The organism is Streptomyces sp. NPDC001902 (assembly GCF_042891295.1).
In the GTDB taxonomy this organism is placed as follows: Bacteria; Actinomycetota; Actinomycetes; order Streptomycetales; family Streptomycetaceae; genus Actinacidiphila.
This window is the reverse complement of record NZ_JBIATA010000007.1, coordinates 252,455-278,830: the sequence shown is the minus strand read 5'-3', so window position 1 is coordinate 278,830 and position 26,376 is coordinate 252,455. Positions and strand designations below refer to the sequence as shown.

The 26,376-nt window shown below is 73.8% G+C and carries 19 protein-coding genes; 2 read left to right on the top strand and 17 right to left on the bottom strand.

All coding sequences use genetic code 11. The features are described from left to right. Positions 1 to 19: 19 nt before the first annotated feature. The 12 genes from ACFYYN_RS15290 to ACFYYN_RS15235 all read right to left on the bottom strand — a co-directional run bounded on the left by ACFYYN_RS15290 (position 20) and on the right by ACFYYN_RS15235 (position 15,953). On the bottom strand, positions 20 to 1,207 hold the full coding sequence (locus ACFYYN_RS15290) for a protein phosphatase 2C domain-containing protein (RefSeq protein ID WP_500546168.1): 1,188 nt from the start codon (positions 1,205 to 1,207) through the stop codon (positions 20 to 22). Between the two features lie 5 nt (positions 1,208 to 1,212). Further along, positions 1,213 to 3,840 (bottom strand): serine/threonine-protein kinase, encoded by a 2,628-nt coding sequence (locus ACFYYN_RS15285; RefSeq protein WP_500546167.1) that lies wholly within the window; start codon positions 3,838 to 3,840, stop codon positions 1,213 to 1,215. Then, entirely contained in the window at positions 3,837 to 5,123 is a 1,287-nt protein-coding gene (locus ACFYYN_RS15280; RefSeq protein WP_500546166.1) for a hypothetical protein, read from the bottom strand. The genes ACFYYN_RS15285 and ACFYYN_RS15280 overlap by 4 nt, the downstream gene beginning before the upstream one ends. A 39-nt stretch (positions 5,124 to 5,162) precedes the next feature. Beyond that, positions 5,163 to 6,188, bottom strand: a complete 1,026-nt coding sequence (locus ACFYYN_RS15275) for a glutamate ABC transporter substrate-binding protein (RefSeq protein ID WP_500546165.1) — start codon at positions 6,186 to 6,188, stop codon at positions 5,163 to 5,165. A 17-nt stretch (positions 6,189 to 6,205) separates the two neighbouring features. Next, complete coding sequence (locus ACFYYN_RS15270) at positions 6,206 to 7,594, bottom strand: GlnX family signal transduction membrane protein (protein ID WP_500546185.1); 1,389 nt, start codon at positions 7,592 to 7,594, stop codon at positions 6,206 to 6,208. Between the two features lie 230 nt (positions 7,595 to 7,824). After that, on the bottom strand, positions 7,825 to 8,841 hold the full coding sequence (locus ACFYYN_RS15265; RefSeq protein WP_500546164.1) for an N-acetylglucosamine kinase: 1,017 nt from the start codon (positions 8,839 to 8,841) through the stop codon (positions 7,825 to 7,827). Continuing rightward, the gene (locus ACFYYN_RS15260; protein WP_500546163.1) at positions 8,832 to 10,094 is read right to left on the bottom strand and encodes a 6-phospho-beta-glucosidase; all 1,263 of its coding nucleotides are present in this window, start codon (positions 10,092 to 10,094) and stop codon (positions 8,832 to 8,834) included. The genes ACFYYN_RS15265 and ACFYYN_RS15260 overlap by 10 nt, the downstream gene beginning before the upstream one ends. Beyond that, positions 10,091 to 10,996 carry a carbohydrate ABC transporter permease gene (locus tag ACFYYN_RS15255; RefSeq protein ID WP_500546162.1) on the bottom strand — a complete coding sequence of 302 codons (906 nt, stop codon included), beginning with the start codon at positions 10,994 to 10,996 and terminating at the stop codon, positions 10,091 to 10,093. The genes ACFYYN_RS15260 and ACFYYN_RS15255 overlap by 4 nt, the downstream gene beginning before the upstream one ends. A 5-nt stretch (positions 10,997 to 11,001) precedes the next feature. Next, positions 11,002 to 11,949: a carbohydrate ABC transporter permease gene (locus ACFYYN_RS15250; protein WP_500546161.1), complete on the bottom strand. Its 948-nt coding sequence runs from the start codon at positions 11,947 to 11,949 to the stop codon at positions 11,002 to 11,004. Continuing rightward, positions 11,949 to 13,286, bottom strand: coding sequence for an ABC transporter substrate-binding protein (locus ACFYYN_RS15245; RefSeq protein ID WP_500546160.1), 1,338 nt, complete (start codon positions 13,284 to 13,286; stop codon positions 11,949 to 11,951). Before ACFYYN_RS15245 ends, ACFYYN_RS15250 begins: the two co-directional genes overlap by 1 nt. 110 nt (positions 13,287 to 13,396) lie before the next feature. Beyond that, on the bottom strand, positions 13,397 to 14,572 hold the full coding sequence (locus tag ACFYYN_RS15240; protein ID WP_500546159.1) for an ROK family transcriptional regulator: 1,176 nt from the start codon (positions 14,570 to 14,572) through the stop codon (positions 13,397 to 13,399). Positions 14,573 to 14,894: 322 nt separating this feature from the next. Then, a complete protein-coding gene (locus ACFYYN_RS15235; RefSeq protein ID WP_500546158.1) occupies positions 14,895 to 15,953 on the bottom strand; it encodes a mechanosensitive ion channel family protein in 1,059 nt (352 codons plus the stop codon). 233 nt (positions 15,954 to 16,186) lie between these two features. Here ACFYYN_RS15235 and ACFYYN_RS15230 point away from each other — a divergent pair, with 233 nt between their 5' ends. Further along, positions 16,187 to 16,723 carry an HNH endonuclease gene (locus ACFYYN_RS15230; protein WP_499511921.1) on the top strand — a complete coding sequence of 179 codons (537 nt, stop codon included), beginning with the start codon at positions 16,187 to 16,189 and terminating at the stop codon, positions 16,721 to 16,723. Positions 16,724 to 16,824: 101 nt separating this feature from the next. Here ACFYYN_RS15230 and ACFYYN_RS15225 read toward each other — a convergent pair whose 3' ends face one another. The 4 genes from ACFYYN_RS15225 to ACFYYN_RS15210 all read right to left on the bottom strand — a co-directional run bounded on the left by ACFYYN_RS15225 (position 16,825) and on the right by ACFYYN_RS15210 (position 23,005). Next, complete coding sequence (locus ACFYYN_RS15225) at positions 16,825 to 18,213, bottom strand: FtsX-like permease family protein (RefSeq protein ID WP_500546157.1); 1,389 nt, start codon at positions 18,211 to 18,213, stop codon at positions 16,825 to 16,827. Further along, a complete protein-coding gene (locus ACFYYN_RS15220) occupies positions 18,210 to 18,920 on the bottom strand; it encodes an ABC transporter ATP-binding protein (protein WP_500546156.1) in 711 nt (236 codons plus the stop codon). The genes ACFYYN_RS15225 and ACFYYN_RS15220 overlap by 4 nt, the downstream gene beginning before the upstream one ends. After that, positions 18,917 to 19,456 carry a PadR family transcriptional regulator gene (locus ACFYYN_RS15215; RefSeq protein WP_499511918.1) on the bottom strand — a complete coding sequence of 180 codons (540 nt, stop codon included), beginning with the start codon at positions 19,454 to 19,456 and terminating at the stop codon, positions 18,917 to 18,919. Before ACFYYN_RS15215 ends, ACFYYN_RS15220 begins: the two co-directional genes overlap by 4 nt. A gap of 138 nt (positions 19,457 to 19,594) precedes the next feature. Then, on the bottom strand, positions 19,595 to 23,005 hold the full coding sequence (locus ACFYYN_RS15210; protein ID WP_500546155.1) for a beta-N-acetylglucosaminidase domain-containing protein: 3,411 nt from the start codon (positions 23,003 to 23,005) through the stop codon (positions 19,595 to 19,597). Between the two features lie 195 nt (positions 23,006 to 23,200). Here ACFYYN_RS15210 and pepN point away from each other — a divergent pair, with 195 nt between their 5' ends. Next, positions 23,201 to 25,771: an aminopeptidase N gene (pepN, locus tag ACFYYN_RS15205; RefSeq protein ID WP_500546153.1), complete on the top strand. Its 2,571-nt coding sequence runs from the start codon at positions 23,201 to 23,203 to the stop codon at positions 25,769 to 25,771. Between the two features lie 335 nt (positions 25,772 to 26,106). On the opposite strand, the gene ACFYYN_RS15200 is transcribed toward pepN, so the two are convergent. After that, on the bottom strand, positions 26,107 to 26,343 hold the full coding sequence (locus ACFYYN_RS15200) for a hypothetical protein (protein WP_499517072.1): 237 nt from the start codon (positions 26,341 to 26,343) through the stop codon (positions 26,107 to 26,109). Positions 26,344 to 26,376: the final 33 nt, after the last annotated feature.

Below are 26,376 nucleotides of genomic sequence, written 5' to 3'. Positions count from 1 at the left end.
AGAGAGCATCAGGGAGAGGTCACGCGGCCGGGAACGGCAGCACGGCGACGGTGATGTTGTCGTGGCCGCCACCGTCGATGGCGACCCCGACCAGCGTGCGGGCGCACGTCAGCGGCCGGGTGCGGGCGTCCTCGGGCACCACGGAGGCCAGCTCCGCGGCCGACTCCGCGTAGTTCCACAGTCCGTCGGTGCACACCACCACTACACCCGGTTCGTCCGGTTCGAAGGAAGCGGTGTGCGGGTCCAGTTCCACGGCGTCCGCGCCGAGCCAGCCGGTGATGGCGTGGGCCCGCTCGTCCGCGTACGCCTCGGCCTGGGTCATCAGGCCCATCGTCACCATGCGTTCGGCCCACGAGTCGTCCTCGGTGAGCCGGGAGGCGGGGGTGGAGCGGTCGTCGGGGATCCAGTAGGCACGGCTGTCCCCGATCCAGCCCACGGTGAAGGTCTTGCCGGAGGTGATCGCACTGACGCAGGTGCACGCGGGCGCGTTGTGGTGGCGCCGGGCCTCCTCCTCGGGGGTCTCGGCCGCCAGGTCGGTCACCGCCTGGGCGGCGACGAGCAGCGCGTCGCGCATCGCCTCCTCGGGGTGGGCGCCGCGGGCGAGGGACCGCACGAGGGAGGTGCTCGCGGTGCCCGCGGCCGTCTCCGAGGCGTCGTCGGGACGGTACGCGGAGGACACCCCGTCGCACACCACGGCGACGACGGCGGGCGTGCCGTCGGGCAGCGCGGTCGTCGCCAGCGCGAAGGCGTCCTCGTTGCGGTGGTGCCGCAGGCCCCGGTCGGTCACGGCGGCCACGCCGTCGCACTCCTGCTCCTGGTGGTCCCTGGGCCGGGGCTGTGCGTGCCCGCAGTGCTCGCAGTAGCCGTCCCCGTCGACGTCGCCCATGCCGCAGGCGACGCACCGCGGCGAGGCCGCGGACGTCCCGCCCGGGGACGGGTCCAGCCGCGGATCGGTGATCCGCGCCCGGGGCAGGTCGGCGGTGCCCAGGCCGAAGGCGAGCGTGTCGGTGTCCCTCCCCGGCGGGGCCAGCTCGTACGACTCCGGCTCACCGCCCGGCGGTCCGGGGGCGGCGGCGGGGTCGGGCGGCGCCAGTTCGTACGCGTCCGGTTGCCGGGGCGCGGACAGGTCGGCGCCGCAGACGCCGCAGAACTTGTCGTCGGGTTCCAGAGGCTCGCTGCACTCCGGGCAAACGGTCTCGTGCGGCATGGCGGTTACACCCACGTCCGGGGGCGGAGGCGGTTGGCCCGCTCCACCAGATCGATCCTTGTGCGGCCCTGGTCGGCGAGCCGGGCCAGTACCCGGTACGAGTGTTCCAGGCCGAAGCGCAGCCCCCGTTCGTCCAGGTCCCGGCCCAGGAGCCCGGGCGTGGCGGATCCGGCGGACGGGGCGCCGGCGGCGCCCTGCTGTCCGGCCAGCACCCAGTCCAGCGCGCTGCCCAGCACCTCGGTGGACAGCTGCTCGCGCAACCGCGTGTCAAGACCCAGCCGTTGCAGGTCCTCGACCTGCCGGGCCGCTGCGCGCAGGTCGTCCAGGAGCGGCTCCTGCGGGGCGCGTCCGCGCAGCCGCGCGCGGACGGCCGCCACCCGCGCGGCCGTGTAGTGGATCGAGGACTCGGGGACCGACTCCAGGGCTGCCACCGCCCCCGCCCGGTCGCCCGCGGCGAGCCGGACGCGGGCCAGGCCGAAGGCCGCGCTCACGTAGCTCTGGTCGGTGGTCCACACCAGCCGGTAGTACTCGGCGGCGTTGTCCAGCTGGCCCAGCACCTCGGCGCAGACGCCGAGCGCCAGCTTCGGGGCGGGCTCGCCGGGGAAGGCGTCGTAGACCGCGTCGAAGGACAGCGCGGCGGTGCCGTCGTCACGGGTGACGAGCGCGGCCAGACCGCGGTGCCACACCACGCGCCAGTCGTCGGGATGCTCCTCCTGCAGTCTCCGCAACTCCTCGACGGCCGTGGGCGCGTCGTCGTTGTCGAGCCGGGCGCGCACGGTGCGCAGCCGCAGCTCCGGGGACCGCACCGGCGCCGCCTGCAGCGCGGCCACCAGCTCGGACGGCGCGGCGGCCGCGAGTCCGGCCAGGAAACCGGCGTTGGGGTCGGCGGGGTCGACGTGCGGCACGGGCAGCGAGAGCGCCGCGGCCGGTACGTCGAGCGGCGAGACGGCGGGCCCGGCCGCCAGGGCCGGCGGGGCGGTCCGCTGGGCGGGCACGGTGAACGGGGTGCCCGGCACGGTCGCGGCGTACCCGCCGGGGCCGGGCACCGGTGCCGGCGACGGGGGCAGGGCGGGAGCGGCGGCCGTCGCGGCGGGCAGGGCGGGCGCGGCGCCCCTGCGGTCGCCGTTCGTACCGTTCGCGCCGCGGCCGCCCAGGGTGGAGGCGTCCTCGGCGGCCGCCAGCAACTCGGTGTCGACCACCCGCAGTTCCGGGCCGAACAGGGTGGAAAGCGCGGGCCGCGGCTTGCCGGTGCCGAGCGCGACGACCTCGCGCAGCACGCCCAGCAGCTGCTCGCTCATCTCCTCCGCCGAGCCGAAGCGCCGGCCCGGGTCGGGGTCGGTGGCACGGACCAGCAGCCGGTAGAAGGACTCGTAGCGGGAGAAGACCTCGATGCCGTCCGGGTCCGGCAGGCTGTCCGCGAAGACGTTCGTGTAGCCCTGGAAGTCGAAGGTGAGCACGGCCAGCGTCCGCGCCACCGTGTACAGGTCCGAGGCGACGGACGGGCCGACCTCGGGCACCTCGGGCGCCTGGTAGCCGACCGTCCCGTAGATCGGGCTGTCCTGGTCGTCCATCCTGCGGACGGCGCCCATGTCGATGAGTTCCAGCCGGTCCTCGGTCTGGATGGCGTTGTCGACCTTGAAGTCGCAGTAGAGCAGGTTGCGGCTGTGCAGGTGGCCGAGGGCGTCCAGCGCCTCGATCGCGTAGGCGATGGCCTGGTCGACGGGGAGCGGCTCGCGTCTTCCGTCGGCGCTGCGACGCTCGTTGGCGATCTCCTTGAGGGACTTGCCGCCGACGTACTCCATGACGATGTAGCCGTCGAGGGTGCCGCCCCGCGGGTCGAGGTGCTCGACGAAGTTGTAGATCCGCACGATGTTGGGGTGCTCGATCTCGGCGAGGAAGCGGCGCTCGGAGACCGCCGCGGCCAGCGCGTCCTCGTCACCGGTGTCGAGCAGGCCCTTGAGCACCACCCAGCGGTCGCTGACCGCCCGGTCCACGGCCAGGTAGATCCAGCCCAGGCCGCCGTGCGCCAGGCAGCCCACGACCTCGTACTGGCCGTGCACCACGTCGCCCGCCCGCAGCTTGGGCGTGAACGAGTACGGGTGACCGCACTTGGTGCAGAAGCCCTCGGTGCGCCCGGCCCGGTCGCCGCGGCTGCGTCCGACCGGCGCCCCGCAGTCGCCCTTGCTGCAGAACCGCTTCCGCTCGGGGACCTGCGGGTCGTGCAGCACCGCGGCGGCCGGGTCCGGCCGGGGGATGGGCGGTACGGTCACCAGGCCGGCGCCCAGCTTGCCGCGGGTCGGTCCGCTGGAGCCGGAGCGCGAACTGCGCACGGAGACGGAGGCGGCACCGCTCGTGGTGCCGCTGAGCGAACGGGACAGCCGCCCCGACACCGAACGGCGCGAGGAGCGGGACGAGCCCGAGGTCCGCGACGAGCGCGAGGAGGCTGCGGAACCCGGTCCGGTCCCCGCGGCCCGCGACGGCTGCGACGGCTTCGACGAGCCCCCGCCCCCGCCCGGGCCGGCGGCCGTACCCGCCGCCGCGGCGAGCGGCGCCAGCCCGCACGTGTCGCAGAACAGCTCACCGCCGCCGACGTCCTCGATCGTCCCGTCGCAGCCCGGACGCTGGCAGTTCATCGTGCATCCCCCCTGTGGTCGGCAGGTCCCGCCTGCCCCGGCACCAGCAGCTCGGCAACGGCCTGCTGATAGCGCAGCACCGCGTGCTCCGCGGCGCGCAGGTCGCACGGGGCGCTCCACAGGAGACGCCGTGCGTGGTCGTACCGCTCCATCAGGAGCGGGTCCTCCGCCATCCCGTGACGCGCCACCTTCGCCCGGTACGCGTCGAGCCGGCCGCGCAGCTCGGCGCGGACGGCCAGCGGCGCGGTGACCGCGGTCAGCGACTCGCGGGCGCGCAGCAGTTCGTCGTCCGCGCGCTGTTCGAGGCCGTCCAGCAGCGGGGAGAGACGGTGCCACTGGCCGGTCCTGCGGAAGTCGACCGCGGCGGAGAGCTGATCGTGCAGCGCGACCGGCGCCCCGCTCACCGCGGGCACCTCCGAGGCCGCGATCTTGGCGAGCACCTCGACCCGGGCGCTGCGCGCCTCGGTGAGGGTGCGGTCGGCGCGCGACAGGACGTCCCGCAGCCGCATCAGCCGGTGGTCGGCGTCGTCGCGGACGTGCAGCACGGCCTCGACCTCACGCCGTATGTCCTCCAGGGTCCGCCCGGCCCGGTCGTAGCGCCCGGTGTCGGGCCGGCCGCCGGACCAGAAGGCGAGCGGGTCGGAGACCACCTCGGCGCGCAGCGCCGCCAGCGAGTCCAGCATCCCCGCCAGGTCGTCGCCCGAGGGGTGGGTGCCGGGGCGCACCCCGACGGACTCGGCGAGCGAACGGACCCGCTGCGCCTCCGCGATCAGCAGGTCGATGCGCGCGGGCAGCGCCGACCACACCGCGTCGGCTGCGGACACCACGTCCATCACCTGCGCGTACCACTCGTTCATCCGCGCCAGCAGCTGCTCCAGGCTGACCCGTTCGCTCAGCCGGGCCGGACCCGTCAGGCCCCGTGCCGCCTCCGGCACGGCGCCGCCGGAGACGGTCACGCCGGAGCCGCGCAGCAGCTCGGTCAGTTCCCGCAGTTCGCTCTGGGTGGGCCAGCGGCGCCGGCCGCGCAGGGCCCGGGCGGTGACGAGGGCCTCCGTGTACGTGTCGAAGTGCGCCCACAGCAGGGCGACGGCCTGCTCGGCCGCGGCCCAGCGCTCCTTGGTGGCACCGCTCAGCGCCGCGCCCTCCAGCAGCCTGCGGCCGGAGTGGTCCTGCAGCGCGAGCAGGGACGCCTCGATCGCGTCCCGCTCGTCACAGAGCCGTGCCAGGGCACGGTCGGCGTCCTCACGGCTCATCGCCGGTCCGGATGGTCCCGCGACCGCCATCGCACCTTCCTTCTCTCCCGCCGGTCCCCGTGCTTGGCGTCAGTCCTTGTAGAGCGGTTCCGGCGGCCCCTCGATGCCCGGAAGGTCCGCCTCCAGCCAGGTACGGTACGCCTGCATCCAAGGACTGTCCGCGCCACCGCTGCGGTAGTCCTCCAGCACCCTGTTGACCCGGCGCACCAGGTCGGTGTCCTTCTCGTTCATCGCCACGCCGTAGTACTCGGTGGTGACCGGGGTGCCCACCAGCCGCACCGCCGGGTCCTGGGCGGCCTGGCCGGCGGCCAGCGCGTTGTCGGTGAAGACGGCGTCCGCCTCGCCGAGTTGCAGCATCACCAGGCAGTCCAGCTGGTTCGCCACGAGCAGGACGCGGGGCTGCAGCCGCTCCTTCTCCTTCTCCAGCTCGGCCTGCCCGGTGCTCCCCTGGGCGACGCAGATCCGTTTCCCCTCCACGGAGGAGTCGAACCCCTTGATGGTGGACCCCTGGCGGGGGACCAGCAGTTGCTGCCCCGCCTCGAAGTAGGCGGTGGAGAAGGCGATGTGCTTCTCCTTGATCCGTTCGCAGGTGATGCTCACGGTGCGCACCAGCAGGTCCACGTCACGGTTGTTGACAGCGTCGAAGCGCTTGGCGGTCGGCACGGTCTTGTAGAGGATCGCGTCCTCGCTGCCGAGGATGTCCTTGGCGATGGCCTTGGCCAGGTCGATGTCGAAGCCGACGATCTTCCGGGAGACCGGGTCGCGGTAGCTCCAGCGGTAGCCGTTCTGGTCGACCCCGATGACCAGTTTGCCGCGCTTCTTGATCCGTTCGATCGCCGGTCCGCTCGCGGAGGACGGCCGCAGACTCGCCTCCGGGTGGCCGCTGCAGTCGTCGTCGGCCGTGGCCTTCCCCGGCGCGGCGGCCGGCGTCCCGGTGGCCGCCGCCCGTGCCCCGGGCCGGTCCCGGTCCCCGTCCCCGGACGTGCCGTCCTGCAGCGGCAGCGCGGCGCCGGCGGCCGCTGCCGCGCACAACGCGGCCGCCGAGACCACGGCCGCCCAGCCCCGCACGCGCCAACCACGCTCCTGGCGTCCCATCAGCCGCCTCCCCCCGCTCACCGGTACTCCGACAGCCGGCGCCCGATGCCGAGCACCGCGCCCGCGGCGCCGAGCACCGCCAGCAGCGCGGCACCCGCCACCAGCCCGTCCAGCGCGCCGCGCCCGTCGGCGGCCGCCCGTTCGAACTCCTGCTGCTCGTGGTCGACGGCGTCGGCGAGGTTGTTGTCGACCTCGTCGAAGCAGAAGCCGGTGAACTGCTCGGGCCGCTGCCCGTTCTCGTACGTGCCGCCGATCGTCTGGGCCACGGCGTCCAGGTAGTTGCCCGCGTCGTCCTTCTCGCGGGCCTCGCCGTGCAGTCCCCACCAGGCCTTCGCGGCCTTCATCGCGGACGTGATGCTCTTGCGGCCCTGGTCGTCGTCGGCGAGGTCGAGCGCCCGCGCCAGCAGGCCCGTCCGCCCGTCGGCGTCCGTGCCCGCCAGGCCCTGCAGTTGCTTGTCGTACGCCGTGCTGTAGGCGTCCCCGCCGCCGCGGGCCACGAGCGTCAGGTTCTCGTTGCCCCGGGCCTGCAGGGTCTGGATCCGGGCCTCGTTGAGGACCTGCAGCGACCGCGCGCCGTGCGCGTAGGAGTCGTCCAGTTGGGCACGGGCGACGCCGTGCCCGGCGACCAGCCACAGCAGCACCACGGCGGTGGCCACCGTGCCGGCCAGCATGCCCGGGTTGAACACCCGGTGGGTCCGCCGGTACGAGCGCCGCTGCGCCCACACCAGTGCGACCAGCGCGACGAGGCCGAGGCCCCAGGCGGCCAGCGGCAGGGCCTTGGCGTCCTGGTAGTCCTCGCCCAGCCGTGCGGTCTCGATCGTCCACAGCTGCTTGGCGTCCGGGAGGATCTCCTCGCTCATCATCTTGTTGGCGCGCCGCAGGTACGCCCCGCCGACCGGGAAGCCCTGGCGGTTGTTGGCGCGGGCCCGTTCGACCAGGCCGGTGTAGACCGACAGCCGCTGGTTCAGCCGCTCCAGGCGTGCCTGCGCCTGGGCGGAGTCCTCGGAACTGGCCGCGGCGTCGGCGATGTTCCGCGAGGCGATCTCGATGTCCCGGGTGTACCGCTCGCGGTCCTGCGCGGGGTCGTCGCCGCCGGCGAGGAAGCCGCCGGCGGCGGTGGCGTCCGCGTCGGCGAGCGAGCGGTAGATGTCCGCGGCCCGGGCGCTCAGCGGCTCGCTGTGGTGGATCACGTCGTCGGCCGCGGCGGCGCGATCGGTGATCTGCCACGCCGTCACGGCGCCGAAGGCGACGACGAGCAGGGCCAGCAGCGCCCCGATGATCCGCAGCCGTCCCGGTTCCGTGGTGGCCGCGGCGCGCCACACCCGTAGTTGCTCCACCCATGCCCGTGGCCGCCTGCCGCCGGGTGCGGGCGTGTCCGCCCGCACGGTCGGCGACTGCGTCTCCATCGGCGTCCGTGTCACCTGCCGGCCCTCCCCCCGACCCGTTCCCCCGCGCGTACGCGCGACGAGCCCATGACCAGCAGTATGGCCGTCGTCACCGGCATCCACCCAGGGATTGCGTGGATCTTGCCGTCCGTACAGCCCGTCCGCCGCCCGCCTGGTCCCCCCGCGCGCCGCCCCCTCGCAGCTCACCACGCACGGGGGAGGGCGTTCGGTTCCCCCGGCGTGCGCGCCGGTTATGACACGGAGCCCACCGATGCGTAGTGCGCCCGCAGCCGGGCGTGCGCCTGCGCCGCCGCGCCGGTGGCGTCCAGGCCCAGCAGGGCGGCGCCCAGCACCGGCGGGGAGGTCACCACCTTGGGGACGGCCTTGGGCGCCGCGGCGGCCAGCAGGGAGGTCACGGAGTTCATCAGCAAGGGGTGGCGGGCGGCCAGCACTCCGCCGCCGAGGACGACGTCGGTCTCCTCGTCGAGCAGGCCGAGCCGGCGCAGCGCGACCGTGGCCATGACCACGATCTCCTCGGCCTGCCGCTCCACGATGGCCCGGGCGACCGGGTCGCCAGCCTGCGCGGTCGCGAAGAGGACGGGGGTCAGCTCGTGCTTGCGGGAGATCGCGAGGTGGCCCAGGTGCAGGGCCTCGATCAGGGCGTACATCGAGGTCAGCCCGAAGTGCCCGGGCAGCGCGGCGGCGAGCGCGGTGGCGCCGCCGCGGCCGTCCTCGGCGCGCGCCGCCCACCACAGGGCCTCGTCGGCCAGGCCCGCCCCGCCGCCCCAGTCGCCGGACAGGTGGCCGATGGCCGGGAAGCGGGCCGTGCGCCCGTCCGGGAGCATGCCCGCGCAGTTGATGCCGGCGCCGCACACCACGGCGACCCCGCGCGGCCCGTCGACGCCCGCGCGCAGGAGGGCGAAGGTGTCGTTGGCGACACGGGTGGTCCCGCCCCAGCCCCGGGCGTGGACGGCGAGTTCGAGCTGCTGCTCCTCCACGGGGAGGTCGGCGTTGGCCAGGCACGCGGAGACGTGCCGCACCAGCGGCTCCCCGGGCCGCGGGGCGAGGCCGGCGGCGTCGGCGGCCCGCTCGACGATGCGGGCGATCACCTCGACCGCCGCCTCGGTGCCGACGATCTGCGGCTGGAACCCGCCGCCGCGGGCGGTGCCCAGCACCGTCCCGTCGGCGGCGACGAGGGCGACGTCGGTCTTGCTGTTGCCCGCGTCGACGGCGAGCACCCCGTCGACGACGAGAGGGTTCAGGCCCACGCGAGGTGCTCCCGGTTGTGCGCGATCAGACGGTCGGTCAGGGCCTCGGCGTACTCGTACTGGCCGACGAGGGGGTGCGAGAGCAGGGCCTTGAAGACCCGGTCGCGTCCGCCGTGCACGGCGGCGCTCAGCGCCAGGTCCTCGTAGGCGGTGACGTTCGCGACCAGACCGCCGAACAGCGGGTCCAGGGGCGGGACGGGCAGCGGGTGCGTCCCGTTCGCGTCCACGGTGGCCGGGACCTCGATGACGGCGTCGTCGGGGAGGAAGGGGAGGGTGCCGTTGTTCAGGGTGTTGACGACCTGGACGTCGCCGGTGTCCCGCAGGAGGGAGGAGGCGAGGGCCACGGCGGCCTCGGAGTAGTAGGCCCCACCGCGCCGGGAGAGCAGCTCCGGCTTCTCGTCGAGGGTCTCGTCCCCGTACATCCCCAGCAGTTCCGCCTCGATGGCGGCCACCTCGGCGGCCCGGGACGGCTTGGTCCGCATCTCCCGCACGACCTCGTCGTGGGCGTAGTAGTAGCGCAGGTAGTACGAGGGCACCACGCCCAGCCGGTCCAGCACCGGGCGGGGCAGGTGGAGGTCGGCGGCGATGGCGTCGGCGTGCTCGGCGAGCAGCTTCGGCAGGACGTCCTCGCCGGCGGGGCCGCCGAGCCGGACGCCGCGTTCCCAGGTGAGGTGGTTGAGGCCCACGTGGTCCAGGTGGACGTCCTGGGGCGCCACGCCGAGGAGCCCGGCGAACTTCCGCTGGAAGCCGATGGCGACGTTGCACAGTCCGACGGCCTTGTGACCGGCCTGCAGCAGGGCGCGGGTGACGATGCCGACCGGGTTGGTGAAGTCGATGATCCAGGCACCGGGGGCGGCCCGGCGGACCCGCTCGGCGATGTCCAGCACCACCGGCACCGTGCGCAGCGCCTTGGCCAGCCCGCCCGCGCCGGTGGTCTCCTGGCCGACGCAGCCGCACTCCAGCGGCCACGCCTCGTCCTGCGCCCGGGCGGCCTGTCCGCCCACGCGCAGTTGCAGCAGCACGGCGTCGGCCCCGGCCACGCCCGCGTCCAGGTCCGAGGTGGTGGTCACGGTGCCGGGGTGGCCCTGCCTGGCGAAGATCCGCCGGGCGAGCCCGCCGACCAGCCGCAGCCGGTCCTCGGCGGGGTCGACCAGGACCAGCTCCTCGACCGGCAGGGTCTCCCGCAACCGGGCGAAACCGTCGATGAGTTCCGGGGTGTACGTGGACCCGCCGCCCACGACCGCCAGCTTCATCCTTTGACTCCCGTCAACGTCACGCCTTCGATGAAGGCCTTTTGCGCGAAGAAGAAGACGACGATCACGGGTGCCATGACCAGCACCGTGGCGGCCATCGTCAGGTTCCAGTTGGTGTGGTGGGCGCCCTTGAAGGACTCCAGGCCGTAGCTCAGGGTCCAGGCGGCCGGGTTCTCGCTCGCGTAGATCTGCGGGCCGAAGTAGTCGTTCCAGCAGTAGAAGAACTGGAACAGCGCCACCGCGGCGATGGCGGGCTTGGCCATCGGGAGCACGACGCTCAGCATCGTGCGCAGTTCGCCGCAGCCGTCGACCTTCGCCGCGTCCGTGTACTCCTTGGGGATGGTGAGCAGGAACTGCCGCAGCAGGAAGATGGTGAACGCGTCGCCGAAGGCCATCGGGATGATCAGCGGCCACAGCGTGCCCGACAGGTGCAGCTGCTTCGCCCAGAACAGGTACATGGGCACGATGACGACCTGCGGGGGCAGCATCATCGTGGAGATCACCAGCATCATCGACAGGTTCCGCCCGCGGAAGCGGAACTTGGCCAGCGCGTAGGCGACCGGCGTGCTGGACACGACGGTCAGCACGGTCCCGAGGCCCGCGTACAGCAGGGTGTTGCGCCACCAGGTGAGGAAACCCGGGGCGTCCCAGACGGTGCCGAAGTTGCCCCACTCCCAGGTCCTGGGCCACAGGTCGCGGGTGAGGGCCTGGTTGTCGCTCATCACCGCGGTGAGGAAGACGAAGACGAACGGCAGGACGAAGAAGAGCGCGGCGGCGATGCCGAGGGCGTGCACCGCGATCCAGTGCAGCGCCGCCTTGCGGGCCGCGGTGCGCCGCGCACCGGAGGGGAGTCCGGTGGCGGACGCCGGGGAGGAGGGGGCGAGGGTCGCGTGGGTCGTCATGGGTGTCAGTCCTCCGCCGTCAGGAAGCCGCTGCGGCGGCGCATCAGGAGCGCGGTGAAGGCCATGGAGAGCGCGAAGAGCACGAGGGCGATCACACAGGCCGAGCCGGTGTCGAAGCGCTGGAAGCCGAGGTTGTAGACCAGTTGCGGCAGGGTCAGCGTGGACTTCTCCGGGTAGCCGGGTTCGAACTGCTGGCCGGAGCCGCCGATGATGCCGCTGGCGACCTTCCCGGCGACCAGGGGCTGTGTGTAGTACTGCATCGTCTGGATCACCCCGGTCACGACGGTGAACATCACGATGGGCGAGATGTTCGGCAGCGTGACGTAGCGGAACCGCGACCAGGGGCCGGCGCCGTCCAGCTCGGCGGCCTCGTACTGCTCCTTGGGCACGTCGAGCAGCGCCGCCATGAAGATGACCATGAGGTCGCCGATGCCCCACAGGGCCAGCAGCGTGAGGGCGGGCTTGGACCAGGACGGGTCGTTGAACCAGCCGGGCGCCGGCAGCCCGGCGCTGCCCAGCAGGTGGTTGACCGGCCCGGTGCCGGGGTTGAGCAGGAAGGCGAAGGCCATGGTCGCGGCCACCGGCGGGGCCAGGTAGGGCAGGTAGAAGGCGGTGCGGAACAGCCCCGCGCCCGTCTTGATCTTCGTGATCAGCAGCCCGATCCCGAGCCCGAACACGACCCGCAGGCTGACCATGACGACGACCAGCCACAGGGTGTTGCGCAGCGCCGGCCAGAAGAACGGGTAGTCGTTGAAGACGTACGACCAGTTCTTGAGGCCGTTCCAGGTCGGGGCGGTGAAGCCGTCGTACTTCATGAAGGAGAAGTAGACGGTCGAGACCAGCGGGTAGGCGAAGAAGACGCTGAAGCCGATCAACCAGGGCGAGAGGAAGGCGAGGGTGCGAAGCGCCTCGCGGCGGCGCTTCGCCCTCAGCATCGGGTGGACGGTGCTCATCAGCGGGCCTGCGCGATGTCCTTGTCGACCTGCTCGTCGACGCCCTTGAGGCCGGCGGCCAGGTCGGTCTGCTTGCCCGCCTCGTAGGCGTAGCCGAAGTCCTGCAGCGTCAGCTGGTAGGTGCCGCCGTTGACGCTCGCGGGGGTGGTGGTGCTGTTGGGGTTCTGCGCGATCTCAACGAAGGTGCGGAAGAGGGGATCGGCGTCCAGCTCCGGGGACTTCAGCGCGGCCAGCGTGGACGGCACGTTGTGGATGGCGTTGGCGAAGCTCACCACCGCGTGGGTGTCGGTGGTCATGTACTTCACCAGCTCCCAGGCAGCGTTCTTCTTGGCGCTGGTGTTGGCGACGCCGATGATCGTGCCCGACAGGTAGCCCTTGCCGTAGGTGTCGGCCTGGTCGTCCGGCACGGGGAAGGGGGCGACGCCGATCTCGAACTTCGTGCCCGCCTCCCCGGCCATGCCGGCCCGCCACTCGCCGTCGATGGCCATGGTCACCTGGCCGGTGTGGAAGGGGTTCTTGGCGCCCCACTCGTCACCGAAGCCCGACCGGTACTTCTCCAGCTTCTTGAAGCCGCCGAGCGCCTTCACCATGTCCTGCTGCCAGGTGAACATGGCCGCGAAGCCCGGGTCCTTGGCGACGCCGGACTTGCCGTCGGCGTCGAAGTACTTCGCGCCCCACTGCGCGGCCAGGTGCGTGGTGGTGGACTCGTAGCCGTGGAAGTTCGGCATGAATCCGAGCTGGGAGTAGGAGTCGCCCTTGCTCTTGGTGAGCTTGACCGCGTCGGCCTTGAACTCCGAGAGGGTCTTCGGCGGGGAGGTGATCCCGGCGGCCTTGAAGGCGTCCTTGTTGTAGTACAGCCCGTAGGCGTCGCCGAGCAGCGGCAGCGTGCAGCGCTTCCCCTCGAACTGGGTGTACTCCAGCATCGGCTTGGGGAAGGTCGCGGCCGGGTCGATGCCGGACTTCTTCAGGAACGGGTCCAGGTCGGCGAAGGCGTTGGACGAGCAGAACTTGCCGACGTTGTCGGTGGTGAAGGAGGAGACGACGTCCGGGGCGTTGGGGCCGCCGGCCCGCAGCGCCTGGTTGATCTTGTCGTCGGTGATGTTGCCCTGCACCTTGACGTGGATGTTGGGGTGGGCCTTCTCGAACGCCTTGACGTTGGCGTCGATCGCCTTCACCTCGCTCGGCGCGGACCAGCCGTGCCAGAAGGTGATGGTCACGTCCTTGCTGGGGTCGTCGCCTGCGGTGTTGTTGCCGGAGCCCGTGCACGCGCTCGTCAGCAGGGTTATCGCGGCGGCGGCTGCGACGGCGGCCGCGGCCGTCTTGGTGGAACCGGACACTTCGCTTCCTCCGGGGGACTTCGGGCGGTTCGAGGGTGTGCGAGACCGGCGGAGGGACCCGCGGGGGGTCCGTCCGCTGCGTGTGCGGGTGGGTGGATGGGCCGGTGCGTTCAGCGCGAGGTGTCGAACACCTCGTCGCGGGTGGTGGCGAGGGCGCTCTGCAGCGCCCCGGACAGGACGGGGTCGTTCGGTACGCCGCCGAGCACCAGCCGGGGCCGGGGCACGGCCAGGTCGGCCAGTTCGGACTGGACCAGGGAGCGCAGCGGCTCCCCGCCCGCGGCGATCACCCCGCCGGCCAGGACGATCAGTTCGGGGTCGAGGACGGTCACCAGCGAGGCCAGCCCGATGGCGAGCCCGGTGGCGAAGCGCCGCAGCAGCTCCGCGTGCGCGTCGTCGCCGGTCCCCGCCGCCGCGGCGAGCAGCGCCGAGGCGCCCTCGGCCTGGGTGCCCCGTGGCACGGCGAGTCCCAGTTCCCGCGCGATGCGCAGCACCGCGTTGCAGCCGGCCAGTTCCTGGAAGCCGCCGGCGTTGGCCTTGGCGACGTGCCGGACCAGGGGGGTCCCCGGCACCGGCATGAAGCCGACCTCGCCGGCACCGCCGGTCCAGCCGCGGTGCAGCCGGCCGCCGATCACGATGGCCGCGCCGATGCCCTCCTCGTTCCACAGCAGGACGAAGTCGTCGTGGTCCCGGGCCGCGCCGAGCCGCTGCTCGGCGACGGCGGCGAGGTTCACGTCGTTGTCGTACTCCAGGGGGACGGGCAGGGCGGCGGCCAGGTCGTCCAGGAGGGTGGGGGAGTGCCAGCCGGGGAGGTGGCTGGCGTAGCGCAGCCGGCCGGTGCTGGGGTCGAAGGCGCCGGGGGTGCCGACGACGATCCGGTGCAGGTCGGTGCGGTGCAGCCCGGCCGCCTTCACCGCGCCGTCGACGGCCTGGACGACCTGCTCGACGGCGCCGCCCTGGCCGCCCTGGCCGCGCCGGCCGCGGCCGGGGGCGGCGAGCTCGAACACGCCGGTCACCCGGCCGGTGATGTCGGCGACGGCGGCACGGATGCGCTCGGTCGTCACGTCGAGGCCGGCGACGTGCGCGGCCGCGGGGTTGACCGCGTACAGCTGGGCGTTGGGCCCCGGGCGCCCGGCCGTCGTGCCGGTTGCGAGGACCAGCCCGGCCGCTTCGAGACGGGCGAGCAGCTGGGAGGCGGTGGGCTTGGACAGGCCGGTGAGCTTGCCGATCCGGGTACGGGAGAGCGGGCCGTGTTCGATGAGCAGGTCGAGCGCGGCGCGGTCGTTCATCGCCCGCAGTACGCGCGGTGTGCCGGGGGTACCAGGTGTGCCTGGGCTTCCGGGGGTACCGGCCACGGTCTCGTCCTCCCTCGTCGTGACGGCTCGCGCCGCAGGCTACGGCACGGAGCTGATGGGCTGGGTGGGGTCAGGGGGGCTGGTGTGCCCGGTGGTGGTAGTTAGGAAACTTTCCTGTTGGTGAAAGGCAAGGTAGGCGCCCGTGGCCGGAGCGTCAAGGGCGGTTCGCGAGGTCGGCGCCAAAGCGTTACCGGCCGCGCCACGGCACGGAAAAGGGGCGCCGGGCGGTGCCCGGCGCCCCTGGTGGGCGGTGTCGCTACTTGACGGTGCTCGGCTGGGACGGCGCCGGGGCCGGGGCCAGCGGCTGGGCCGCCAGGGCCTGCGGGGAGGCGGGGTTGGCCAGCGCGGACGGCGGGGCGACGGCGGACGAGGGGTCGGCCGGTTCGGCCTCCTCCGCCGCCTGCGGGGTTCCGCCGACGATTGCGATCCCGGCCGCGTCGAAGGCCCGCTTGATCCTCCAGCGCAGTTCCCGGGCGACCGCCGCCGACTTGCCCGGCATCGTCTTGACCTGCGCCTGGATCAGCACCGAGTCCGAGGTCACCGACTCCAGGCCCAGCACCTCGACCGGCTCCCAGAGCACCTCGTCCCACGGCTGGTCCTTGGCCATGGCGGTGGCGGCCTCCTCGATCACCGTGCGGGCCCGGTCCAGGTCCTCCCCGTAGCCGACCTGGACGTCGACCACGGCCGTCGCCCAGCCCTGGCTGAGGTTGCCGATCCGCTTGACCTCGCCGTTGCGGATGTACCAGATCTCGCCGTTGTCGCCGCGCAGCTTGGTGACCCGCAGCCCGACCTCGACCACGGTGCCGCTGGCGACGCCCGCGTCGATGACGTCGCCGACGCCGTACTGGTCCTCCAGGATCATGAAGACCCCGGAGAGGAAGTCGGTCACCAGGTTCCGCGCGCCGAAGCCGATCGCCACACCGGCCACACCCGCGCTGGCCAGCAGCGGAGCCAGGTTGATCTTCAGCACGGACAGCACCGTCAGTGCCGCCGTCCCCATGATCACGAACGAGGCCACGCTGCGCAGCACCGAGCCGATCGCCTCACTGCGCTGCCGCCGCCGCTCGGCGTTGACCAGCAGCCCGCCCAGCGCGCTCGTCGCCGCGACCTCGGCGCCGCGGTTCATGCGCTCGATGAACTTGGTGATCATGCGGCGGACGACGGACCGCAGCACCAGCGCGATCACCATGATCAGCAGGATGCGCAGCCCGGCGGAGAGCCAGTCCGCCCAGTTCTGGCTGATGTAGTCGGCGGCGTCGGTCGCGCTCTTCTGGGCGTCGTCGATCGTCGTGACGGTGGACGGCGAGGGGGACACGGGCGGAAACCTCCGGGTTGGGCAGGCTTCCCACACTAACGGGGGAGGCGAAGTGTCCCGTTGTGTTGTTCGAGCGCGACGTGCGGTGATTCAGGGCATGTAAAAGGGGTGTGGTTGAAAACACCCTCGCTCCGTTACCCGGTCATGGTGGCGCCGTGACCGGGCTTCCGGAGAGACTGTGGGCAGATCGTCCCGGCGCGAGCCACGCGCCGCCGGCGTAAAAGGAGGCACCCGTGCCGCATGTCCTGGTCCTCAACGCGTCGTACGAGCCGCTCGGCGTCGTACCGCTCCGCCGCGCGCTCATCCTCGTGCTGAACAAGAAGGCCGTGTGCCTCGAGGAGTCCGGCGCCTATATGCACAGCGCGACCTGTACTGTCCCCGCTCCGAGTGTCGTCAAGCTCACCAAATTCGTCCGAGTCCCCTTTCGCGGCCCCGTGCCCCTGACCCGGCGGGCGCTGTTCGCGCGGGACGGCGGCCGGTGCGCGTACTGCGGAGGCGTCGCAACCAGCGTCGACCACGTGATCCCGCGCAGCCGCGGAGGCCAGCACACGTGGGACAACGTGGTCGCGGCATGCCGCCGGTGCAACCACCTCAAGGCCGACCGCCATGTCGCCGAGCTCGGCTGGCGGATGCGCAACCAGCCCGCCCCGCCGTCCGGTCTCGCCTGGCGGATCATCGGGACGGGGCATAGGGACCCGCGCTGGCTGCCATACCTGCAGCCATTCGGCGCGGAGGACGCCATGGCCCGGATCGACGGCATATCCGCCTGAGACCGGGCCTTCGTGTTGTCCTGAACCGTCCCGGACCGGGCTCAGGGCCCCGGACCGCACCCCCGTGCCGGTCCGGGGCCCCTTCCCATGCCCGCCGGCCCCTACTCGTGGCGCAACTGCGCCGGGTGCACGGTGCGGCGCAGCAGCGGCAGGGAGGTGGCGGTGGCCAGCAGGGCGGCGGCCAGCAGGCCGCCCGTGAGCAGCGCCGGCTCCAGCAGTGGCAGAGGGCGCCGCTCGTGGTGGAGCACGACGGGGAAGACGAGCGCCAGGCCGCAGCCGGCGCCGAGCAGCAGCGCCGGGACGAGGGGCAGCGCCGTCTCCAGCAGCGTGGCGCGCCACAGCACCTTCCGGGGCGTGCCCGCCGCGGCCAGGGCGGCCAGGGTCCGGCGGCGGGTCATGAGCGACTCCACGACGCCCACCGCGACGCCGCTCACGGTGACGGCACTGCCGATCAGGATGGCGAGCCCCGCCAGGTTCCAGCCGCCGATGTAGAAGGCCAGGTCGTCGGCGCCGTAGCCCGGATCCGCGCGCAGTCCGTCCAGCGTCACCCGGCGCATGGCCACCCAGCCCGCCCCCACCAGCGCCGCGAGCATCAGCACCGAGTGGGCCCGGGCCGCGGCCCAGGGGTCGTTGCGCAGCCGTTCCCCGGCGATCAGCAGCACCGGACGGCCCGACCGGGCGGCGAGCCGTCCGGTGAGCAGTGCCAGCCCCGCGCTGCTGTGGAGGAGTCCGTAGACGTACAGGACCACGAACGCCGGCACGACCACTGCGGCCGGCGCGCGGTCCAGCGCCACCCGCGTCCCCGCCAGCATCAGCGCGGTCCCCGCGAGCAGCGCCACCGGGCCCAGCAGCCAGCGGATCGCCCCGCTGCGCGCCGGGCGTCGCTTCGCGACCACGCCCAGCGGGTCGTGCGCCGACCGGCGGAGGGCGAACCGTGCCTCCAAGGTGGCCAGCACCGGCACCCCCAGGACGACCAGGGCGGCGGGAAGCCACGGCACCGGCACGTCGGTGGGCCAGGTCGGCGTCCCGCGGTCGTCCTGCACCGCCGCGACCACGGCACGCAGCGCGAGGAAGCCCACCAGTCCGGCCACCGCCCCCAGGCCGCCGGCGGCGCCCGCCTCCAGTGCGGCGATCCGCCGGACCTGCCGCGGGGTGGCCCCGGACAGGCGGAGCGCGGCAAGCCGCCGCTCGCGCCGCAGCGCGCCGATGCGGGTGCACTGGCCGAGGAAGGCGACCACCGGGACCAGGAGCAGCAGGAGCACGGCGACGACCCCCGGCCGCAGCCCGGCGAGGTTGAGCAGGTCGTTGGTATAGCGGGGCGGCCCGTCCGCGTACCGGGTGCCGATCACGGCCACGACGGCGGCCGCCAGGGCGAAGCCCGTGCCGATGGCGGCGCCGAGCGCAGTGAGCGCCAGGCGCCACCACTCGCTGCGCGGGGAGCCCCGCAGCAGTGCCCAGGCCAGCAGGGCGTCCCCCCGAAGGCCCCTCACCGGGTCACCTCGGCGGCGGGCTCGTCCTCTGACTCGACGACGCCGTCCCGCACCGTCGCCTCGCGGTCCGCGTACGCCGCGACCTGGGCGTCGTGCGTGATCAGGAGCACGGCGGTACCGGACTCGCGGGCGGCGTGGACCAGGGCGGTCATGACCTGCTCACCGGCGAGGGAGTCCAGGGCCCCGGTCGGCTCGTCCGCGAAGACCGCCTTCGGGCCGGTGACCATCGCACGGGCCAGGGCGACGCGCTGTGCCTGCCCTCCCGACATCTCGCCCGGGCGCAGGGCGGCCTGACCACGCACGCCGAAGCGCTCCAGCCAGGTGCCCGCACGGTCGTGGGCGGCGGCGCGGGAGGTCCCGGCCAGCAGCAGGGGCAGGGCCACGTTGTCCAGGGCGGTCAGTTCGCCGACCAGTTGGCCGAACTGGAAGACGACGCCGAAGTCGGTGCGCCGCAGCGTGGAGCGGCGGGTCTCCCCGGCCCGGTCGAGCCGCTCCGCGCCGGCCTCGCCGCCCGTGTAGCGGACCTCGCCCTCGTCCGGCCGGACGATGCCCGACATGCAGTGCAGCAGCGTGGACTTCCCGCTGCCGCTCGGGCCGGTGACGGCCAGGACCTCCCCGGGCAGCAGGCGCAGCGAGGCGCCGCGCAGGGCGTCGGTGGTGCCGTACCGCTTGACGAGGCCGCGGGCCTCGATCAGGGGTGTGGTCATGCTGAGGTGACCTCCTCGGCCAGGGCGCCGAGGCGCTGCGCGGCGTTGTCGATCCAGCGCAGGTCGGCGTCGAGATGGGTGAGGGCGTAGTCGGCGGAGAGCACGGCCGACAGCGGGGCGCCGGGCGCGGTCTTCACCGCGGTGAGCTCGCGCATCCGGGCGAGGTGGGCGGCGCGCTGCAGGCGCAGGAACGCGGCGGGGTCGCCGTGGCCGGAGGCCATGATCGCCGTGACCTTGGCGAAGATCTCGTTGGCCGCGCTGACGGGCGCGGGCGGTACGGGCTCGCCGAGCCAGCTCCGCAGTGCCAGCGAGCCCTGTTCGGTGAGCCGGTAGGTGGTGCGCTCCGGGCCGCCGTCGCTCTCGGTGGCGTCGACCTCGGCGAGGCCGTCGCGCACCAGGCGCTGCAGGCTCGTGTAGACCTGGCCGTAGGCGAGGGGGCGGGCCTGGGGGAAGCGTTCGTCGTGCCGCCGCTTCAGGTCGTAGCCGTGGCCGGGACCGGCGGCGAGCAGTCCCAGCAGGACGTTGCCGGTGCTCATGAGACGCCCCCCTCTCTTCACTCAATACATGTACTCAGTGAATAGTGGCAGCCGTGCGACCACCCCGCAACGGTCCGCAACGGTCCGCGGGCGCACGGCGGGCGGTAGGGGTGGGCTGCGGGGGTGGGCGGTCCCGGGTCAGTCGGTGACGGCGTACGCCTGCAGCGAGTACAGCGAGTAGCCGTACTTCGTGCCGCGCTCCAGCCCCTGCACGCGCAGGAAACGCGTGTCGGAGGGGGCGTCCAGCCGTACGGACTCGGTGCCGCCGCGGCCGTCGGAGATCACCGCCGCGGTATGCCAGCTCTGCCCGTCGGCCGAGGTCAGGATCGTGTAGCGGGAGGCGTACGCGTCCTGCCAGCGCAGCACCACCCGGCCGATCCTGGCGGCCCGCGGGAGCTCGGCCTGCACCCAGGCGTCGTCCCGCACGGGGGAGGACCAGCGCGTCCCGGGGTCACCGTCGGTCAGCGCCGAGGCCGGGAAGTCGGCGGTCTCGTCACCGGAGGAGGTGGCCGGGGCGCCCGCGGCGAGGTCGGGGCCGCCGGTGCGCGGATAGGCGTGCACCGTGACGGTCTGCCGCACGGTGCGGCCCTCGGCCCGGAACGCCAGCGGCACCTCGTACAGGCCGGGCACACCGTCCGCGGGCAGGGACAACCGCACCGGCACCACGACCTTGCCGCCGCGCGGCAGTTCCACCTCACCGGGCGTGACGGCCTCGACGCCCTCCGGGGCCTCGGCGGTCAGCGACACCCTGGCGGCGGCGGGCGAGGCGTCGGTCAGCTCCGCGGTGACGGTCGCGGGGGCGCCGCCGAGTTCCAGGTCGGTCTCGGTGCGGTCCAGGGTCATCCGGGCCGCCGGCCGGTCGGCGTACCAGGGCACGATCTCGTGGACGACCGGCGGGTCGGCCCCCGCCGACGGGGTGACCCGCACCGCGTCCGCCCGCAGGCCCTGCGCCGGCAGTTCGGTCCAGCCGCCGCCCAGCGAACCGAGCCGGTGCCAGCCCTGGCCGGGCACCCGCACCTCCACCGACCCGGCGGTACCCGGCCCGGTGTCGGTGAGCACGGTCAGCGCCTCCAGGGGGCGGGCCGAGCCGTACTCCAGGGTCAGCCCCCCGGCGGGCACGCGGACGGTGGTCGTGGCGTCGCCGTCGGCGGCCGCCAGGGACGCGGGGTCGGCGGCGAGGACGCCGGAGGTGCCGTCGTCCTCCGTGCCGACGGTGAACTCCCGCACCGTCACGGCGTTCTCCTGCGCGGCGGTCGCGCGCAGCCGCACGTACCGGGCCCGGGTGCCCTCGGGCAGCCGCACGGTCACGGTCCGGTCGTCGTGCACCGTGGCGACGGTCCGCCAGCCGCCCTCGTCGCCCGCGGAGTACTCCAGTACCGCCTCGCGCAGGTAGTCGTCCCGCTCGGGGCCGCGCTGCGCGGCCCCCATGGCGACGCGCACGCTGCGGATCGTGCGGGTGCCGCCCAGGTCGACCCCGAAGGCGTCGTCCTGCTGGGGAGGGGCGTCGCTGGCCCAGGCGGTGCCGTCCTTGCCGTCGGTCATCAGCGACGGGTCGGTGGACCGGGCCGAACCCAGGGTGGCGGTGGCCTTGCGGCCCGCGGTGCGCACGCCGGTCCACGCGTCCGCCGTGGCGAGCGTCTTCGCCAGGAACGGGTCGAGCACCCCGTGGCCCACGGTGGCCGGGCTGTTCGCTATCCGCCGGCGGGCCCGCTCCAGCGCCAGCCGGTCCCGCCACGCGCCGGTGCCGTCACCCGCGCGCAGCGCCACCAGCATGTCGACGGCGTGCTCGCCCGCCGAACCGTACCGGGCCAGCTGGCTCAGCCACGGCCGCACCTCCCCGGCGAAGGAGCCGTCCGCCAGGCCGTCCAGGCGCTCCGGGGCGCCGCGCATCGTGGTGAACGCCCCGCGCAGCCGCCCGGCCGCCTTCTCCAGGCGCTCCCGGCCGCCGTTCGCGTAGGCGTCCAGGAACTCCGCGATGAGCGGCCGCAGATACGCCGACTCGCCCTCGTCCAGCGCCGAGGAGGCCTCGTTGCCCGCGAGGGCGCGCAGGGCGTCACGGGCTCCGGGATCGCGGCCCGCCAGGTCGTCGACGGCCGCGCGCCAGGAGGCCGCACGGTCGTACCCACGCGGGTTCCACGCGTAGTCGGCCACCGTGAACAGCGCGATCCGGGAGGCGGCGGGCTGGCGCATCGCCGTCGCCAGCAGTCCGGCGGACGCCGTCGCCACCGCGGGCTCACGTCCGCTGTAGGGGCCAAGGAAGATCCGGTCCTCGGCGAAGTCGTTGACCGGGTAGTCGTCCATCGTCAGCAGCGGGTGCTGCAGCGCCGCCCGGGCGTCGGCGATCTGCCGCCCGGTGATCTCCCCCGGGACGACGCCGACGCCCGTCCACGCCACCTCCACGCCCCGGTCGAGCACCCGGGCCAGCTCGCCCCGGAAGTCGGTGGCGCCGTCCTGGTAGTACTCCGTCGGCAGCAGCGACAGCGGTACGGCGGCCCCATGGCGCTCCGCGAGGTGGGCGGCGAGCGCGTTGGCCACGTCGGCCTGCGCCCGGGCCGCGGCCTGCGGGCCGTCGCCGTACGCGTCCGCGTCGGCGTCGCAGTGCCACTCGCTGTAGCTCACGTCCCGGAACTGCAGCTGGAAGCCGCGCACGCCCAGCGCCCACATCGCGTCGGCCTTGCGCAGCAGCGCCCTGCGGTCCTCCTGCGAGGAGAAGCACAGCGCCTGGCCCGGCGACACCGCCCACGCCAGCGTCACGTGGTTGGCCCGGGCCCGCTCGGCCAGGGCGCGGAACTCCGCGCGGCGCGCGGCGGGGTAGGGATCGCGCCACCGCTCCTGGCGGTAGGGGTCGTCGCCGGGGGCGTACAGGTAGCGGTTCTGCTTGGTGCGGCCGAGGAAGTCCAGCTGGGCGAGCCGCTGCTCCTGGGTCCACGGCTCGCCGTAGAAGCTCTCGGTGACGCCGCGCGTCGCCGCCGCGGGCCAGTCGCGGACGACGACGCCCGCCAGGCCGCGCGCGGTCGTCAACTGCCGCAGCGTCTGCGCCGCGTGGAACAGCCCGTCCTCGCCCGCCCCGTCCATCGCCACGACGGTGCGGCCGCCGGTGCGTCCCACGGCGAGCCGGTAGCCGCCGGAGGGCAGGTCCCCGGTGGGCGCGGCGCCCAGGGCGCGCAGCGCGGTGTCGGCCCGCGCGCCGCCGGCGTAGACCACCAGCCCCCGCGGGTCCGCCGCCCCCTCGTGGAGCGCGGTCACGCCCGCGCCGCGCAGGATCGCGCGGAGGGCGTCCAGGGCGTGGGGGTCGGCCCCGGGCCCGGCGACCAGGGTCGCCGTGTCCGGTACGGCGAGGGTGCCGCCGCGACTGCGCAGCGACTGCGGCTTGGGGTGGACGGCGGGCGCGGCGTCCGCCGTCACGGTGCCGTCCGTGGTGCCGGGCGCCGTCAACGGGGCGAGGGGCGGAGCGGCCAGGGCGGCCGGCGTGGTCCCGAGCACCCCGCCGACGACGGCGGCGACGAGCGCTGCCGTGTGGGTCGCGGCGGTTCTCCTGCCCGGGGTCATGGTCCGACAGCCCATCACCCGCACGGAGCGCGTGTCAACGCAGCGACGCGCCCCTTCCGGCCCGTGCCCGCGGGCCGTACCGCCGGTAGCCGGCGGCGCCCGGGGACACGACCGGCCGGTCGAGGGAAAACCCCCGGCCGTCCCACCCCTCCCGCGTGCGAGGATGGCCGAAAACCCGACGAAGGAGACGGACACGTGCCCGGCACCAACCTCACCCGTGAGGAGGCGCGGCAGCGAGCGCGCCTGCTCACCGTGGACGCGTACGACATCGAGCTCGACCTGAGCGGGGCCCAGGAGGGCGGCACCTTCCGGTCGGTGACCACGGTGCGCTTCGACTCCGCCGAGGCGGGTGCCTCGACCTTCATCGACCTGGTCGCCCCCACGGTCCACGAGGTGGTGCTCAACGGCACCGCGCTGGACCCGGCCGAGGTCTTCGCGGACAGCCGCATCGCCCTGCCGTCGCTGCAGGCCGGCGCCAACGACCTGCGGGTCGTCGCGGACGCGGCGTACACCAACACCGGCGAGGGCCTGCACCGCTTCGTCGACCCGGTCGACAAGCAGGCCTACCTCTACACCCAGTTCGAGGTGCCGGACGCCCGCCGGGTCTTCGCCAACTTCGAGCAGCCCGACCTCAAGGCGAGCTTCACCTTCACCGTGAAGGCCCCGGCCGGCTGGACGGTCATCTCGAACTCCCCGACCCCCGAGCCGGTCGACAACGTCTGGAGCTTCGCGGCCACCCCGCGCATCTCCACGTACATCACCGCGCTGATCGCCGGCCCCTACCACGCCGTGCACAGCACCTGGGAGGGCGAGGGCGGCCGCAGCGTGCCGCTGGGCCTGTACTGCCGTCCCTCGCTGACGGAGTTCCTTGACGCCGACGCCATCTTCGAGGTCACCCGGCAGGGCTTCGACTGGTTCGAGGAGAAGTTCGACTTCCCCTACCCCTTCGCCAAGTACGACCAGCTCTTCGTGCCGGAGTTCAACGCCGGCGCGATGGAGAACGCGGGCGCGGTCACCATCCGCGACCAGTACGTCTTCCGCTCCAAGGTGACCGACGCGGCCTACGAGGTGCGCGCCGAGACGATCCTCCACGAGCTGGCCCACATGTGGTTCGGCGACCTGGTCACCATGGAGTGGTGGAACGACCTGTGGCTGAACGAGTCGTTCGCCACCTACACCTCCATCGCCTGCCAGGCCTACGCGCCCGGCAGCAAGTGGCCGCACTCCTGGACCACCTTCGCCAACTCGATGAAGACCTGGGCGTACCGGCAGGACCAGCTGCCGTCCACCCACCCGATCATGGCGGAGATCAACGACCTGCAGGACGTCCAGGTCAACTTCGACGGCATCACCTACGCCAAGGGCGCCTCCGTCCTCAAGCAGCTGGTGGCCTACGTCGGCATGGACGAGTTCTTCACCGGCGTCCAGGCGTACTTCAAGCGCCACGCCTGGAAGAACACCCGTCTGGCCGACCTGCTGTCCGCCCTGGAGGAGACCTCCGGCCGCGACCTGAAGACCTGGTCGAAGAAGTGGCTGGAGACCGCCGGCATCAACATCCTCCGCCCGGAGATCGAGACCGCCGCCGACGGCACCATCACCTCCTTCGCCGTGCGCCAGGAGGCCCCGGCTCTGCCGGCCGGCGCCAAGGGCGAGTCGATCCTGCGGCCGCACCGCATCGCGATCGGCGCCTACGAGCTCCAGGACGGCAAGCTGGTCCGCGTCCAGCGCGTCGAGCTCGACGTCGACGGCGAGCTGACCGCGGTGCCCGAGTTCGTCGGCGTCACGCGCCCGGCGGTCGTGCTGCTCAACGACGACGACCTGTCGTACGCCAAGGTGCGGCTCGACGAGGTCTCGCTGGACACCGTGCGCGAGCACCTCGGCGACTTCACCGAGTCGCTGCCGCGCGCGCTGGTGTGGGCCTCGGCGTGGGACATGACCCGCGACGGCGAACTCGCCACCCGTGACTACCTGGAGCTGGTGCTCTCCGGCATCGGCAAGGAGTCCGACATCGGCGTGGTGCAGTCCCTGCACCGCCAGGTGAAGACGGCGCTGGAGCTGTACGCCGCGCCCGAGTGGCGCGAGACCGGCCTCGCCCGCTGGACCGAGGCGACGCTGGAGCACCTGCGCGCGGCCGCCCCCGGCAGCGACCACCAGCTCGCCTGGGCCCGCGCGTTCACCGCGACGGCCCGCACCAAGGACCAGCTGGACCTGATCGCCGGGCTGCTCGGCGGTACGGAGACGATCGAGGGCCTGGCCGTCGACACCGAGCTGCGCTGGTCCCTCCTGGAGCGGCTGGCCGCCACGGGCCGCGCCGACGAGGAGGCCATCGCCGCCGAGCTCGGCCGGGACGCCACGGCGGCCGGTGAGCGGCACGCGGCGACCGCGCGCGCCGCGCGTCCGACGGCGGAGGCGAAGGCCGGCGCCTGGGCCTCGGTCGTCGAGGCGGAGACGCTCACCAACGCCGTCCAGGAGGCGGTCATCGCCGGCTTCTACGAGCCGGACCAGCGCGAGCTGCTGGCGCCGTACACGCAGCGGTACTTCGCGGCGGTCTCGGACGTTTTCGCGTCCCGGAGCCACGAGATGGCCCAGCAGATCATCGTCGGGCTCTACCCGGCGCTCCAGGTCTCCCAGGACACCCTGGACGCCACCGACGCCTGGCTGGCGGCGGCCGATCCGGCGCCGGCGCTGCGGCGCATGGTGACGGAGTGCCGTGCCGGGGTCGAGCGTGCGCTGAAGGCCCAGGCCGCGGACGCGGCGGCCGGCTGACCGGCGGGCACAGCACTGTGAGGGCCCCCGCGGCGCACCGCCGCGGGGGCCCTCGGGTCTTCCGGGAGTCCTCCGCGCTCTGACCCGGGGCGCGCGGGGCGCCGCGGGGGCTGCCGCCTCGCGACGTGCCGAGGAACGCTGGGCCGTTCGGGGAGCGCTACGCGCCGTCGCGGGGCCGGTCGCCGGCGATGCGGATGCCTGACGACGGGGGCGCGCCGGGGCCGCCGGACGGGCCGGAACGCTCCCGCGGGCGGTACGACCGGCACGAGGTGCCGGGGAACACCTGAAGCCGGGCCGCGGTGCTCCGCGGCCCGGTCAGCGAGGTGGGAAGGGGATCAGCCCTGGGCCTTGCGGGACTTGTCGGTCGCGACGACCAGACCCGCGATGACGAGGAACAGGGCGATCGGCAGGGCGACGTACAGGCCCAGCGTCTGGAGCACGCTCAGACCGGAACCCGGGTCGTCGCCGTCGTCGCGGGTGTTCGCGAACGCGGGGGACGACATCAGCAGCATCAGCGCCGTACCGGCCGTGACGGCACCGGCGCGCAGGGCGTTCTTGTTGAGCTTGTCCACGCTCTCAAAGTAGCGAACGCTCCGGCGGCCCGC